The organism is Thalassotalea sp. PLHSN55, from assembly GCF_052030545.1.
Lineage (GTDB): Bacteria > Pseudomonadota > Gammaproteobacteria > Enterobacterales > Alteromonadaceae > CANMXU01.
This window is the reverse complement of record NZ_JBPDIH010000011.1, coordinates 37,417-52,776: the sequence shown is the minus strand read 5'-3', so window position 1 is coordinate 52,776 and position 15,360 is coordinate 37,417. Positions and strand designations below refer to the sequence as shown.

Here is a 15,360-nt window from a genome sequence, read left to right as displayed (position 1 = left end):
TAAAAATATGACCCCAGAAAGACACCAGCGCATTATGCAAATGCTTGATCAGCGTCAGCCTGATTTAACTGTTTGCATGGAAGGCGTACATAAAACCCACAACTTGGCCGCTGTAGTGCGTACCTGTGACGCCATTGGCGTAAGCGATGTGCATGCGGTATGGAAAAATGAACAGATGCGCGTTTCTGGTGGTAGTGCGGCAGGTAGTCAAAATTGGATCGACGTTCACAATTATAGCAAAACCGAAGATGCCATTGCCGAGCTAAAAAAGCAAAACATGCAAGTACTGGTAACTAACCTGTCAGATACCGCAGTAGATTTTCGTGAAATTGATTACACTAAACCAACCGCGATTATTTTGGGCCAAGAAAAGTTTGGCGCTTCTGAACAAGCGTTAGCATTGGCGGATCAAGACATTGTTATTCCTATGGTTGGCATGGTGCAATCGCTAAATGTGTCAGTGGCATGTTCTGTTGTGCTTTATGAAGCGCAGCGTCAGCGTCAAGCGGCTGGCATGTATAACAAACCACGTTTGCCACAAGAGCGTCGTCAACGGGTATTATTTGAAGGCGGTCACCCTATTTTTGCAGAAGCATGTCAGCGTAAAGGACTGCCTTATCCACATATTGACGATGACGGGCAAATTGTTGCGGATGAAAAATGGTGGCAACAAATGCAGATGACGCCAGAAGCGTGGCAAAACATCGACGACTAACCCATAGGTTACAGTGATTTGACCTTATCAAAGCAGAGCCAAAATCAGGGTATAAATAAACTCGCTTACACTGCTATTTCAGTACTTAAAGGTGTTGGCCCATCCATGGTGACTAAACTTGAGAAATTGGGTTTAGTTTCATTGCAAGATCTGCTTTTTCATCTGCCACTTCGCTACGAAGACCGCACTCGCGTTACTGCAATTCGCGATTTAATGCCGGGCATTTATACCAATATCATCGGCGAAATTACCAATAATCAAATCGTGCAAGGCAAACGTCGTATGATGGTGGTAACGCTAGACGATGGCAGCGGTACCATAAGTTTGCGTTTTTTTCACTTTTCAGCCGCTCAGAAAAATAACCTCAGTATTGGTAAAAGCATTCGCTGCTATGGCGAGGTAAATCGTGGCCCAGGCGGTTATCAAATTGTTCATCCCGAATATAAAGCGCTCGACCAAGACCAGCCACTCACGCCTGTAGAAGAAAACCTAACGCCGGTTTATCCAACCACTGACGGTTTACGCCAAATAACGCTGCGCAATTTAACCGAGCAAGCGTTAGAGCGTTTAGCGCGGGGTCAGGTTGAAGAATTATTGCCAGAAGAATTTATCCTTGAAGGTTATTCACTCGAGCAAGCGTTGGCGTTAATTCATCGCCCACCACCAGATAGCTCAACGACGCAAATAGAAAACGGTAAACACCCAGCGCAGCTACGCCTAATTCGTGAAGAATTGCTAGCGCACAATTTGAGCATGTTAAAGCTGCGTGAATCAAGCGATGTTCATCCAGCGCTGGCACTTACTATAGATAAAAATCTAGAAGAGAAATTTCTTGCGTCCTTACCTTTTTCGCCAACCAATGCCCAAAGCCGAGTGGTTGGCGAAATTCGCGCCGATTTAAGTAAACAGCTACCAATGATGCGTTTAGTGCAAGGTGATGTTGGCTCTGGTAAAACCTTAGTGGCTGCCCTTGCAGCATTAACAGCTATTGGACAAGGATTTCAAGTTGCCTTGATGGCGCCAACAGAAATTTTGGCCGAACAACATGCCATTAATTTCGCCAATTGGTTTGAACCTTTAGGTATTAATGTTGGCTGGCTTGCGGGTAAAACAAAAGCCAAGGCGAGGCGTGAAGCATTGGCAAAAATAGCCAGTGGTGAAATGCAACTAGCCGTTGGCACCCATGCGCTGTTCCAAGAGCAAGTGATTTTTCAAAAACTCACTTTAGTGATAATTGATGAGCAGCACAGATTTGGTGTGCATCAACGACTATCGTTACGTGAAAAAGGTATCTTTGAGGGCAATTATCCGCATCAGCTTATTATGACGGCGACACCAATTCCGCGTACGTTAGCGATGACCGCGTATGCCGATTTAGATACCTCGGTTATTGACGAGTTGCCACCTGGGCGAACACCCATTCAAACTATCGCTTTACCGGATACACGTCGTGATGATGTGATAGAGCGTATTCGCCAAGGTTGCATAAACGATAACCGACAAGCGTATTGGGTATGTACCTTAATTGAAGAATCTGAAGTATTGCAATGCCAAGCCGCAGAAGATACCGCGAGCTATTTACAAGCACAATTAAGCGAACTCAAAATTGGCTTAGTGCATGGCCGGATGAAGGCGGCTGAAAAACAAGCGGTGATGGAGCAATTTAAACATGCCGAGCTTGATTTGTTAGTGGCAACCACCGTAATTGAAGTGGGGGTTGATGTACCCAATTCTAGTTTAATGGTGATTGAAAACCCAGAGCGCTTAGGCTTGGCACAATTGCACCAGCTTCGTGGGCGGGTAGGGCGAGGCTCTGTCGCCTCTCATTGTGTTTTGATGTATAAAAGCCCACTGTCAAAAACGGCAACCAAACGCTTAGCTGTGCTCAGAGATAGCAATGATGGCTTTGTTATCGCTCAAAAAGATTTAGAAATTAGAGGCCCTGGCGAATTGCTGGGTACTCGCCAAACCGGACTCGCTGAATTAAAAATCGCTGATTTACTGCGTGATGCCGACCTTATTCCAGAAATTCAACAACAAGCCTATGTGTTGTGGAAAAAATACCCTGATAAAGCCAATGCGTTAATTAATCGCTGGTTAGCCAATAAAGAAAAATATTCTGCGGTTTAACCGAGACCTAGTTGTTACGTTAGTTTCACTGTCAATATTCTTTACATTAGTATTTTCACTCTATTTTTATCCCAATTAAAACAACTGTTTAATTTTTGGTATACATCATGCAGAGGTATGACCAGTTGAGTATTTTAAATTGAACAGGATATACAGATGAAAAACGGATTAATTAAGGTTTTAGCACTGTCTACTTTATTGTGTGCGTCAATTAATGCGCAAGCGGGTTTATTGGTTGAGCAATACAATGGCTATTGGAGCAATAACGTTGATCTTTTAAAGGATTATGCAGATAACAATGCTGCCAGTGCGTCAGGCGTATTTGATGTTATTGATTTTACTGATGACCCAGCAGGTTTTGCTGGCGATATTGCAGGTAGTAACCGCTGGCCTTCAGCAGAAGCTGCGGATGCAAATGGTACTAGTCATTCTTTAAATAACCAATTTTTTGCAAAAATAACCGGTGATTTCACTACGTCAGTTGCACAAGATTATTTCTTCCAAACATGGAATGATGATGGTGTCTTTTTGTATATTGATGGTTTGTTAACGATTAATGATCCAAATTTACATGCTGAGCGCCGTTTTGAAGGCAGCCAGTTCCTAGATGTTGGTACGCATTCAATTGAATTATACTTTTTTGAAAATGGCGGCGAAGCGTCTTTAGAATTTACTGTTGCTGATTCAAGCAAAAACTTTATGCATATTGGTGATGCTCAAAGTCCAATTAGCTTGGTTTCTGCCGCTGCGTCAGTGCCAGAGCCTTCAACGTTAGCCATTTTTGCCTTAGGTGTAGTCGGTTTTGCGGCGCGTCGTGTTAACAAATAATTGACATGATGTAGACAAAAAAAGCACCAAGTCTTGGTGCTTTTTTTTATGGCGGTAATTTTGTCCAGAATTTATTGGTACAGCTTATTGATAGAGCTTAGTGAGGTATTGGCTAATACTGGCCTGCCAATCAAATCGACAGTGTTTCGCTTGTTGAGCAATCTGCTGAAAGTGCTTAGGCTCATCATTGAATAACGTTAAGGCTTGCGAAAAGCATTGCAGTAACGCGTCTTTTTGCTGCTCAATATTCTCACCAGAGAAGCTAAACCCTGTCTCTAAATGCTGCACGGTATCTTTTAAGCCGCCAACTTGGTTAACGATACAAGGTTGACCAACACGCATTGCTAACATTTGGCTAATGCCGCATGGTTCAAATGAGCTTGGCATTAAAAATAGGTCCCCTAACGGGTAAAGTGCTAAAGAAAGCTCAGAATCAAAACCGTTGAGAAACAGAAAGTTATTATGCTTGGCCATTGCTATGGTGAGTTGCTCTTCAAAATACGTATCACCACTACCAATTAAAATACAACGCCCTTGATGCTTGGCTAATGTATCAAGCAAGCTATTAATGACTTGTTGATGATTATCAGCCTCAGTCAATAATCTTACTTTTTGCTCGGTTAAACGACCAACACTAGTGACTACTGGCGCAGTGACCGTTTGGCTTGTCTGTGCATCTTGGCTTTGCCACTGGCGAATGCGCTCGCTAGCAATAAAATGTGTTGAGCGTAATTGCGCTGACTGTGCTGCCCACACTAATAAGCATTGACTTGCTTGCGCTAAAAATTGTGACATTGATATAGGGGCTGTAGTACTTTCTGGGTATTCACAGCCGTTTAAAATACCGACCAGTTTATCCGCTTGTTGCGCCTGCTTTAAGTCGTTTTCTAAGCCTTCCCCGCCATAAAAGCCGCAAGCATTATTACTGGGTAATTGCACTTCTTGGCTATAAGTTGGTGAAACAACATGCACTTTATCAGACAAGGTAATGCCGGCACGCATTGGGTTAAAGCAATGCAAATGTATTGGGTCGCAAATAAGTTGTCCTTGATAGGCTAAATGCGGGAACCAAGCTTCTAAGCTTGAGTCGTCTTGGTTAAGCGGCCTAACCCCTTGCAGGGCAATATTGTGCACGGTATAAACGCGTTTAATATTGCTAAGGTTTTGATAGTTAGGATCAAAGGCAAGTAAAACAGCGACAATAGCTGCGTGCCAATCATGCAAATGAATAACATCAGGGCGGCTAATAAAATCATGCTTTAAAAATTCACATAAGGCGGCAGAGAATAAGGCAAATTTATTCGCGTCAAAAGCAAACGGGCGTCCGTCTTGGTCGTGGTGGTAAACCTTACCATCGTTATCAAAACTAGGATGCCAAATGACATATTGATTAATGCCTGCTTGCTCGCCATGATGAACTTTGTATAGTGATGCTGAGGTTAATTGTCCTCGAAAAGGCACATCGATAGTCGCTACTAGGCTAGCATCTAAACCTTGATGATAGTGATTATGATCAGGAATGACGACGTCAACATTGATACTGTTTTTGGCTAATGCCTGTGGTGCATCACGCACCACATCGGCTACACCACCTACTTTAGCGCCGGGAATAACATCATTTTCCGCGGCAACCATTAACACCTGTTTTAACATCTTGTTCCTTTTTCTACGCTAACGCTTTACTATTATTTTGCTCGGCAGCACTTAATTTTTCTAGGGCGACAAGCATATCACGAGTCACTAAAACAATACCGTTTTTCGATACTCTAAAGCCATTAGCAACATCTTGTTTATGATCAACGCCAATTGATAAGCCTTCAGGAATAACACAACCACGGTCTAAAATAGCGCGTTTGACGATACAATTTCGCTCGATAATAACGTTAGGTAAAATAACTGACTCTTCAATTGAGCTGTATGAGTGCGCATGTACATTGGAAAATAATAAAGAACGGTTAATGGTTGCGCCTGAAATAATACAGCCTGCTGATACCGTTGAATCGGTGGCACTACCGCGACGGTCTTCGTCGTTAAAGACAAACTTAGCGGGTGCAAGTTGTTCTTGATAGGTCCAAATCGGCCACTCTTTGTCATATAAATCTAACAGTGGAGAAGGTGATACTAAATCCATATTGGCTTCCCAAAATGAATCTAAAGTACCGACATCGCGCCAATAAGGTTGAGATTCGGCATTCGGATCGCTAAATGGAAAAGCAAAGACATTATGATTTTCGATTATTGATGGAATTATGTCATGGCCAAAGTCGCGGCCCGAACGTTCATTTTTAGCGTCTCGTTCAAGCTGTTCAAACAAAAATTCCGTATTAAAAACATAGTTACCCATTGAAGCTAAACAGATGTCGGGTTTGTTAATTAGCGAATTCGGAATAGCGGGTTTTTCGTCAAAGCGACGCACGCGATTATCTTCATCAACCGTCATTACACCAAAGGTACCCGCTGCTTCTTTTACCGGAGTTTCAATGCAACATACTGTCATATCGGCGCCAGTTTCAACGTGTTTGGCAATTAATGCACCATAGTCCATACGGTAAACATGGTCGCCAGATAGGATCATCACATACTTAGGTAACTCGTGTCGGATAATGTCGATATTTTGAAATACCGCATCTGCTGTACCGCAATACCACTCGTCGCCACAGCGCTGAGATGCCGGTAGAATTTCAACTGACTCACCCAATTCTTTTTTAAAGTGACCCCAACCGCGATTCACGTGACGGATCAATGAGTGCGATTTGTACTGTGTCGCAATACCAACACGACGGATGCCAGAATTAACACAATTTGATAGTGGAAAGTCGATTAAACGAAACTTGCCACCAAAATACATCGCTGGTTTGGCACGCCAGTCGGTTAATTCATGTAAACGTGAGCCTTTGCCACCGGCTAGTATTAAAGCATAAGTTTCTTTTGTTAAGTTACTAATGTAACGGTCTTGATAATTGGGCATGTGAACTTCTCCGTAAGTATGACAATATTTTTAAATGTAATGCGTTAACCTTTGCTAAGCTTCCAGATGTCTTGATTGTACTGACTGATGGTTCGGTCACTGGAAAATTGGCCGCTGGCAGCGGTATTTAAAATGCTTAACTGTTGCCAGTAGTGTTGATCTTGATAAGCGATGTTGGCTTTTTCTTGAGCTTCTACATAGCTATCAAAATCATAAGCAGTAAGCCATTGATCATTCGGGTCTTTAATTGAATCAATCAGCGGTTGAAACTTGTTTGGTTCAAATAAATTAAAATGACCACTGGCAAGTAACTGCAAAACACGTTGCAAATTGGGCGAATTATCAATCGTGGTTTGTGGTTGGTAGTGTGCGTGAATATCGGCGACTTGCTCGCTACGTGCGCCAAATAAGAAAAAGTTCTCTAAACCAACCGCTTCACTAATTTCTATATTAGCGCCATCTAAGGTGCCTATGGTTAAGGCACCATTCATCATAAATTTCATATTGCCAGTGCCTGAAGCTTCTTTGCCCACTGTTGAGATTTGTTCTGACAAATCAGTTGCAGGGCTGATAACCTCCATGGCACTTACGTTGTAGTTGGGTAAAAATGCGACCCGTAAATAGGGTTTGCATGCAGGATCTTCATTGACAACTTTGGCGACATTGCAAATAAGGTTAATGATAAGCTTAGCCATGAAGTAGCCAGGCGCCGCTTTGCCACCAAATAAAATGCAGCGTGGAGTAAAGTCTTCTAGCTCGTTGTTACGTACCCGCTCATATAAATGGATAACATGCAAAATATTGAGCAATTGTCTTTTGTATTCATGAATGCGTTTTACTTGCACGTCAAACATCATGCTAGGGTCAAATTCAACGTTACATTCTTTTTGAATTAATGCCGCTAATTGCTTTTTGTTATCCGTTTTAACTTGCTGCCATTGAGCAATAAATTTTTTGTCATCAAAGTAATGGCGTAATTGCTTTATTTGTGAAAAGTCAGCAACCCAGCCATCAGAGATTTTCTCGGTAATCAAGGCTGCAAGCTTTGGGTTGCAATGACTTAACCAACGTCTTGGTGTTACGCCATTGGTTTTATTGTTAAACCGTTCAGGCCAAAGTTGGTAAAAATCAGCAAATAAACCACTGGTTAATAATTGCGTATGCAGTGCGGCAACGCCATTGACTGAATAACTGCCGACAATGGCTAAATAAGCCATGCGAATTTGTGGTGATGGCCCTTCTTCAATAATTGACATTGCGCGTTGCTTTTCAACATCGCCCGGCCATTGATATGTTACTTGCGTTAAAAATCGCGCGTTGATTTCGTAAATAATTTCTAAAATGCGTGGCAATAAGTATTCAAATAAGGCAGTTGACCATTTCTCTAGGGCTTCCGGTAACAAGGTATGATTGGTATACGCCATAGAGCGACTGGTTACTTGCCATGCGTCGTCCCAAGACAGTTCATAGTCATCCATTAACAAACGCATTAACTCAGGCACAGCAATGCTTGGGTGAGTATCGTTTAATTGGAAAACCTGAAATTCATGGAATTTGTCGAAGTTGTTGCCATGTTTTTGTACCCACTGCGACAGAATATGTTGTAGCGTTGCAGAACAAAGGAAATACTGCTGACGCAAGCGTAATTCTTTACCATTTTCACTGGCATCGTTAGGGTAGAGCACCATAGTAATTTGTTCGGCAAGGTTTTTCTTCGCTACCGCTTCGGTGTAACTGCCGGCGTTAAACTCTTCAAGATCAAACTCGTCAGTGGCTTCCGACTTCCATAATCTAAGTGTATTCACGACATCATTTTGATATCCGGGAACAGGCACATCATAAGGTACAGCAAGTACGTCTTGGCTATTTACCCATACGCGATGCACACGACCATTTTTATCTTTATGGGTTTCTACGTGACCAAAAAACTTCACTCGCTGGCTTTGCTCAGGTGCAGATATTTCCCACGGATGGCCTTCGCGTAACCAATTGTCGGGTTGCTCAATTTGTTGGCAATTATTAATGCTTTGATTAAACATGCCGTATTCATAGCGAATACCGTAACCGGTAACGGGCAATGCTAAGCTGGCACAGCTATCTAAAAAACAAGCAGCTAAACGACCAAGACCACCATTACCTAGACCGGCATCGTGTTCAGCTTCGCTAAGCGATTCTAAGTCGCAGCCATATTGTTGCAATGCTTGGCTAACATCATCCTCGAGGTCTAGATTTAAAATAGCATTACTTAATGCGCGGCCCATCAAAAATTCTAATGATAAATAAGCGACTTGTTTACTTGGCTCAGCGGCACGAGCATGTAGCGTTTTTCTACACTTTGCTACCAAGCGGTCGCGCACGGTATAAGCTAGCGCCTGAAATAAATAATGATGAGACTCAGTGAGTTGATCTCTGCCTAAGGTGTAATAAAAGTGATGACCTAAATCATCAGCGAGAGATTTTTCACTAAAACTTTTTGCTTTAGGTAAGTTGCTCACTTTAGCCTTTTTCTTTACATCATTACTCATAGTCGATCTCCTGTTCAGTGCTAGATAACACACAACTAGAATGTGCTTTAACGGTAATACCGCAAGCACTTGGGAATATAATTTCTGTTTGTTCGACGCTACTGGTGTCGATGCGTAGCTGCCATAATTTTTGATTACTCGGTAGTGAAAATAACAAGTCACTAGCACTGGCATTAAAGAGCACTAACATCGACTGTTTTTCAACTTTATCGGTGATCAAGTAACCAAGGTGGTGATTGTCGCCTTGTTGCCAGTCACCGTCGCTCATCGCATTCGCTTGGCTATTGAGCCATTGCAGATCAAAGCGTTCATCATCATCATGAATAAAGTGCTCTTGTTGAAAAAAGCTCATTTCTTTACGCAATGAAAATACTGTTTGAATAAACTGGTAAAGGGGGTGCTGCTCTGGCGCTTGCCCGTCTTTTTGCCAATCAATCCAGCCTATTTTGTTGTCTTGGCAATAGGCATTGTTGTTTCCCGATTGTGAATGTGCTACTTCACTGCCGGCGCAGATCATCGGCACACCTTGTGACAAGGCTAAACTGAGCAGTAGATTTTTTTGCATGGTGAGACGCAAAGCATTTATAGCGTTATCGTCAGTTTCACCTTCAACTCCCCAATTGTGAGATAAGTTGTCACTGTGGCCGTCGCGGTTATTTTCGCCGTTAGCATAGTTATGCTTGTCTTGATATGAAACTAAGTCATTGAGGGTAAAACCATCGTGAGCGGTAATAAAATTAATACCTGAACTGACCGGGCGGTTATTGCCTTCAAATAAATAACCCGAACCATGAAAATGTTTAGCAAATACTGGTAATTGGAAGTTGTCACCACGCCAAAATTGACGCACAGCGTCGCGGTATTGGTCGTTCCATTCACGCCATGGGGCGGCGAACGCACCGAGTTGGTAGCCGCCAGGACCTATATCCCAAGGTTCTGCGATCATTTTTGCGCGGCTTAAAACGGGATCTTGGTTGATAGTTTGAAAGAACGCTAAGTTGGTTCGGTAGCCAGCGTATTTTCGCCCTAATATAGTGGCTAAATCAAAGCGAAAACCATCAACGCCCATGTATTCAACCCAATAGCGCAAACTGTCCATCACCAAACGTAATGTCGCTGGCGTGGTAATATCGACCGTATTGCCACAGCCAGTATCATTGATGTATTCGCTTGGTTTTTCTTTGTGTACGCGGTAATAACTATTGTCGATACCCCGAAACGATAGGGTTGGCCCTAAATTGTTGCCTTCTGCGGTATGGTTATAAACCACATCTAAAATAACTTCGATACCCGCTTGATGAAACGCAGCGACCATTTGCTGAAACTCGCGTACATCATCGGCAACTAAATAGTCAGGGTGTGGGGCAAAAAAGTTTAATGTGTTGTAGCCCCAATAATTCGATAAGCCTTTGTTAACGATAAACTCTTCACTAATAAAATACTGGCTAGGCAATAATTCGATTGCGGTTATGCCAAGATTTTTTAGATGCTTAATAAAACTAGGGTCCGCTAAGCCGAGAAATTTACCCCGCACGCTATTTTTGATATCGGGGAATAATTGCGTCGTGCCTTTAACATGACATTCGTAAATAAACATCTTGTGCCAAGGAATGTTCGGACGAACCCCTTGGTACTTATCAATATGGCTAACTTCTGCCTTTGGTGGTGTCGGTTTTAACCAGTATTTTTCTTCATCTTCTTCTAAAATGCCGCGCGACCAACAGAACTGACCGTGTATTTTTCTTGCGTAAGGGTCTAATAGTGGTTGGGTTGGATCGTGCCAAACACCTTGTTCGGGCAGGTAATCGCCATAAACATAATAACTGTAAATTTGATGATCACCTATGCCGCTTAGCTCAATATGCCAAATGGCTTGTTCGCCTTGATGCATAGCAAAACGCGCAATTTCATTGTCGCCGTTTTGGTCGTACAAACAGAGTTCTATCTTTTTAGCGGTAGAAGAATAAATAGCAAAGTTGGTATTTTCCCCCTCGCGACTTGCGCCTAAGGTAAAACCATGACCTTGTGATGCGCTGATGTTAGTGTTCATCAGCAATACTCAACAAGTAATAACTGGCCAGTGGCGCAATAGTAAGAGAAATACTATGACTAAAACCATGATTGTCTTTAGGAAAGACCTTAATTATATTTTCTGGCGCAATATCACTGCCGCCATATTTGGCGCTATCGGTATTTAAAATAACCTGATAAGCACCGGCCTCTGGTACGCCCAATTCAAAATGATGATGAACGTTTGGTGTCATGTTGCTAATGCAGATAACTTTGGTTTTATGTTCGCGGTCGTATCGAACAAAACTGAAAATACTTTGTTGATGATTATTTTGATCGACCCAAGAAAAACCGCGCTCGTTATTGTCGCACTGGTGCAATGCTGGGTAGTTTTTATAAAGGCCATTTAAGTCAGTGATTAACTTTTTAACACCTTGGTGCTTTGGCGTATCAAGCAAATGCCAGTCGAGAGAATGATCATGATCCCACTCGTGGTATTGCGCAAACTCTGAGCCCATAAATAGGAGTTTTTTGCCCGGATGCGCCCACATAAACCCATAATAAGCACGTAAATTGGCAAATTTTTGCCAATCGTCGCCCGGCATTTTATTAATTAGTGAACCTTTGCCGTGCACAACCTCATCGTGACTTAGCGGCAAAATATAGTTTTCGCTATAGGCATAAATCATCGAAAAGGTCATTTCATGATGATGATGTTGTCGATATATGGGATCTTTGCTCATATAAGATAAGCTGTCATTCATCCAACCCATATTCCATTTATAGCCAAAACCTAAACCGCCATTGGTGGTTAATTGCGTGACACCTGGCCACGAGGTTGACTCTTCCGCAACCATCATAATGTCGGGATTATTTTGATATAAAGATTGGTTAATTTGTTGTAGTAAACTAATTGCGGCTAAATTTTCACGGCCGCCATATTTGTTCGGCAACCATTGACCTTCTTCACGGCTGTAATCTAAATAAAGCATCGAGGCGACAGCATCGACTCTAAGCCCGTCTAATTGGAAATTTTCTATCCAAAAAGTTGCGTTAGATAATAAATAACTACGAACTTCTGCGCGATCGTAGTTGTAAATATGAGTTTGCCAATCAGGGTGGTAACCTTGTCGGCTGTCGGCATGTTCAAATAAATGGCTGCCGTCAAACGTTGCTAAGCCATGAGGATCAGAAGGAAAATGTGCAGGTACCCAGTCAGCCAATAAACCTAAGCCAGCAGCTTTTACTGCTTGAACAAAAAAGCTGAAGTCGTCAATTGAACCAAATCTATGAGTAGGCGAAAACATACCAATCGGCTGGTAACCCCAAGAGCCATCAAACGGGTATTCAGTAATTGGCATTAGCTGAATATGGGTGAAACCTAGCTCAACCACATAAGGAATAAGTTGTTCAGCTAATTCGCGATAATTTAAGTAGCGATTACCTTGCTCTGGAATACGGCGCCATGAACCTAAATGTACCTCGTAAATACTAATGGCTTGGTCAACTTGGTTGATCACCGCGCTCTCTGTTTGAGTTGGCCGTGCTTTAGCTAATTCACTGGTAACCGATGCTGTATGAGGCGGTAGCTGCATTTGAAAAGCAAACGGATCGGCTTTTTCTAAGCGTTGATGGGTATGGGTTAAAATGCTGTATTTGTAGTTTTCACCTAAGTCTACATCGGCAATAAATAATTCCCAAACACCAGAGCCCGGGTGTTTGCGCATCACATGACATCTTGCATCCCAATGGTTAAGATCATTGACGACTGATACCGACTTTGCATTTGGTGCCCAAACCGCAAAACGAACACCCGTTACACCATTAACCACTAATTTTTGCGCGCCTAAGTGATGATGTGCATGCGCGAGCGTACCTTCATTAAATAAATACATCGCATCTAAATCTAAAGTCGAGTCAAAGGCATAACAATCGTATTGAGTAACGGTGACTTTGGCGTATTGCACTTTAAGTTGGTAATCGCGATAGTGCTCGGTTTTTGGTAGTTCAAGATAAAATAAGTGGGTTAACTGGTAACGAGAAAATAAAAATTCTTGGTTGTTAATTAGCAAGGTGACTTGCTCTGCTTCTGGAAAGAAAACGCGATAACACACGGTACCATCATCGTTCAGATGGGCACCAAGAAAACTAAAAATATCTTCGAAGCAGGCATTTTCTAATGCCTCAGCAAAATGAAAATAATCAGGTAGCGAGGTTGTGGTTACTTGATTGTTCTTTGGCATGTAATCTTCCTAAATTAATTGAGTCAAACAACTTAGTTTGTGCAAAGGTCTTGCTTAACGGCTGATTCAAACGTCGACTCCAGTTTGGGTATTCTTTGTCGGTTCCGGGAATATTAACTGGCGTGGTATTGCCTTCAAGATCTTCGATTTGCAGACAAAATAAGGTGCTTGCAGCCGTTGCAAGTTTTATCGCAACAGCTTGATATATGCTTTGGCTAGTGTCGGTTATATCACCATTACCTAACCATTGAATAAGGTGTTGTTTGTCTTGCTCTCGCTGCGCTAACGCTTCACTGTACTGTTGTGGCTGGCTAAACAATTGATAGTTGTTTTTTATTTGTAAATCGTCAGTCTGCCACCAAGCAAAAAATGGTGGAACGTCGTGGTTTGCAATCATTAACAGCGCATTTTGTCGATACTCTTGCGGCTGCTTAAATTTACCATCAGTGTTTTTTTCAAAGTAAAAAATGTCATTACCAAAAATGTGATTTTTAGCCATGCTAGTTATCACTTCTGGTGGCACAATGCCCAAGTCTTCGCCGACAATTAAGCAGGAATTTAGCTGGCTTTCTAACACTAAAATAGCAACTAAGTCTTCAAAGGGATAATAGACGTAACAACCATGTTGCTGCTCTTGGTATTGAATACACCACCATAAACGCAATAAGCCCATGACATGGTCGATACGTAATGCGCCGCAATGTTTCATATTTGCTCTAAGCAAAGAAATAAAGGGTTTGTATTGATGTAACTTTAATTGTGTTGGGTTCGGCGCAGGTAATCCCCAATTTTGTCCATCGAGAGCAATTGGATCAGGTGGTGCGCCAATACTCACTTTATTAGCAAATAAAGCTTGGTTGCGATCATACTCTTCACCATCGGGTGAGCAACCGACCGCTAAATCGAGCATTAAGCCAATTTTCATCTTTAATTGCAGGCAAAATTGCTGACAATATTCCAATTGCTGATGCGCTTGCCATTGTAAATAGTAATTAAAGTTTGTTAATTGCCATGCATGGTGCTTAGCTTTGAAGCTGCTAAATTGCTGTGCACGAGCGGTATTGTGTTCTAAGTGATGTGTGCAAAAAGATTTATACATTTGAATGTATATGGCGTGCTTCTCGGTACTGACTGCTTGATAGTCAATAAAGGGTTCATCAGTATTAATACTAACGTCGACTTCTTCAAAGTCTTCACTTAATCTTGGGCTAATATAAAGCGGGTTTAGTTGAGTTCTATCGCTTGGACTATATGGGCTGGCGCGCTCAGGTGAGTGCTGAAAAAGCTTATGTAGCGGGTTTAGTAAAATATAATCAGCCCCTGCTTTTGCGCTCATACTGATCAGCATTTTGAGATCGTTAAAATCGCCGATACCAAAATTATCTGTGCTTTTTACGCTATAAAGTTGTACCGATACACCCCAAACTTTGTCATCTTTTATCGGGTTGTAACACTGGGCTGGGCGACATATCAGCTCACCTGTATATGTACTATTTAAAAGCTCAACCTCTAATTGATAATAGTTGGCTGGTAAATGCTCAAGTTTAAGTAGGCGTTCACTAAAGCGTTGCTGCTGATAAAAGTAATGACCACTTTCATCTAGTGTATTGGCGAGCGCTTGGCCTTGGTCAATAACTTGCTGTGCTTGGTTGAGAATTTTCCAGGTAAAGCTCTGCTTAATAAGGTGCGGTGCAAAGCGCAATTTTATACTGCAACTGTCTTCATTAACGGCTTGAATATTTGGCAATACGTCTAGCCAAGGTAAAGCGTCAAGATCTTCAATTGCTTGATTAACAGAGTTAGTTTCTAATTGATGTCCGCAAGCAATTAATAATTGATCTCTAATTTCTTGAGCAATTATTTGCTGTTTCCCTTGATAATCGACGTACTCTAAGCCTATACCTTGCAAGTAGCAAAGTTTGCTTTTTTCATCCATAACTA

At 42.1% G+C, this 15,360-nt stretch carries 9 protein-coding genes; 3 read left to right on the top strand and 6 right to left on the bottom strand.

The genetic code is table 11. The features are described from left to right. Window positions 1-7: 7 nt before the first annotated feature. From trmH to ACRRSQ_RS17875, 3 genes are all read left to right on the top strand, one after another. Window positions 8-715 carry a tRNA (guanosine(18)-2'-O)-methyltransferase TrmH gene (trmH, locus tag ACRRSQ_RS17885; protein WP_440877147.1) on the top strand — a complete coding sequence of 236 codons (708 nt, stop codon included), beginning with the start codon at window positions 8-10 and terminating at the stop codon, window positions 713-715. 51 nt (window positions 716-766) lie between these two features. Next, on the top strand, window positions 767-2,845 hold the full coding sequence (recG, locus tag ACRRSQ_RS17880; RefSeq protein ID WP_440877234.1) for an ATP-dependent DNA helicase RecG: 2,079 nt from the start codon (window positions 767-769) through the stop codon (window positions 2,843-2,845). Between the two features lie 156 nt (window positions 2,846-3,001). Then, a complete protein-coding gene (locus ACRRSQ_RS17875) occupies window positions 3,002-3,673 on the top strand; it encodes a PEP-CTERM sorting domain-containing protein (RefSeq protein ID WP_440877146.1) in 672 nt (223 codons plus the stop codon). 84 nt (window positions 3,674-3,757) lie between these two features. On the opposite strand, the gene ACRRSQ_RS17870 is transcribed toward ACRRSQ_RS17875, so the two are convergent. From ACRRSQ_RS17870 to malQ, 6 genes are read right to left on the bottom strand one after another with little or no spacing between them, the layout of a single operon-like run. Beyond that, on the bottom strand, window positions 3,758-5,326 hold the full coding sequence (locus tag ACRRSQ_RS17870) for a glycogen synthase (protein WP_440877145.1): 1,569 nt from the start codon (window positions 5,324-5,326) through the stop codon (window positions 3,758-3,760). A gap of 13 nt (window positions 5,327-5,339) precedes the next feature. Beyond that, window positions 5,340-6,641 carry a glucose-1-phosphate adenylyltransferase gene (gene glgC, locus ACRRSQ_RS17865; protein WP_440877144.1) on the bottom strand — a complete coding sequence of 434 codons (1,302 nt, stop codon included), beginning with the start codon at window positions 6,639-6,641 and terminating at the stop codon, window positions 5,340-5,342. A 44-nt stretch (window positions 6,642-6,685) separates the two neighbouring features. Continuing rightward, complete coding sequence (locus tag ACRRSQ_RS17860) at window positions 6,686-9,166, bottom strand: glycogen/starch/alpha-glucan phosphorylase (RefSeq protein WP_440877143.1); 2,481 nt, start codon at window positions 9,164-9,166, stop codon at window positions 6,686-6,688. Next, complete coding sequence (glgX, locus tag ACRRSQ_RS17855) at window positions 9,159-11,216, bottom strand: glycogen debranching protein GlgX (RefSeq protein WP_440877142.1); 2,058 nt, start codon at window positions 11,214-11,216, stop codon at window positions 9,159-9,161. Before glgX ends, ACRRSQ_RS17860 begins: the two co-directional genes overlap by 8 nt. After that, window positions 11,206-13,419 carry a 1,4-alpha-glucan branching protein GlgB gene (gene glgB / locus ACRRSQ_RS17850; protein WP_440877141.1) on the bottom strand — a complete coding sequence of 738 codons (2,214 nt, stop codon included), beginning with the start codon at window positions 13,417-13,419 and terminating at the stop codon, window positions 11,206-11,208. Before glgB ends, glgX begins: the two co-directional genes overlap by 11 nt. Next, complete coding sequence (gene malQ, locus ACRRSQ_RS17845; RefSeq protein WP_440877140.1) at window positions 13,379-15,355, bottom strand: 4-alpha-glucanotransferase; 1,977 nt, start codon at window positions 15,353-15,355, stop codon at window positions 13,379-13,381. Before malQ ends, glgB begins: the two co-directional genes overlap by 41 nt. Between the last annotated feature and the right edge of the window lie 5 nt (window positions 15,356-15,360).

Coding starts and splice junctions, on each gene's coding strand:
- glgC (WP_440877144.1), bottom strand. CDS start 6,641: ATGCCCAATTATCAAGACCGTTACATTAGTAACTTAACAAAAGAAACT.
- malQ (WP_440877140.1), bottom strand. CDS start 15,355: ATGGATGAAAAAAGCAAACTTTGCTACTTGCAAGGTATAGGCTTAGAG.
- ACRRSQ_RS17875 (WP_440877146.1), top strand. CDS start 3,002: ATGAAAAACGGATTAATTAAGGTTTTAGCACTGTCTACTTTATTGTGT.
- glgX (WP_440877142.1), bottom strand. CDS start 11,216: ATGAACACTAACATCAGCGCATCACAAGGTCATGGTTTTACCTTAGGC.
- glgB (WP_440877141.1), bottom strand. CDS start 13,419: ATGCCAAAGAACAATCAAGTAACCACAACCTCGCTACCTGATTATTTT.
- ACRRSQ_RS17860 (WP_440877143.1), bottom strand. CDS start 9,166: ATGAGTAATGATGTAAAGAAAAAGGCTAAAGTGAGCAACTTACCTAAA.
- ACRRSQ_RS17870 (WP_440877145.1), bottom strand. CDS start 5,326: ATGTTAAAACAGGTGTTAATGGTTGCCGCGGAAAATGATGTTATTCCC.
- trmH (WP_440877147.1), top strand. CDS start 8: ATGACCCCAGAAAGACACCAGCGCATTATGCAAATGCTTGATCAGCGT.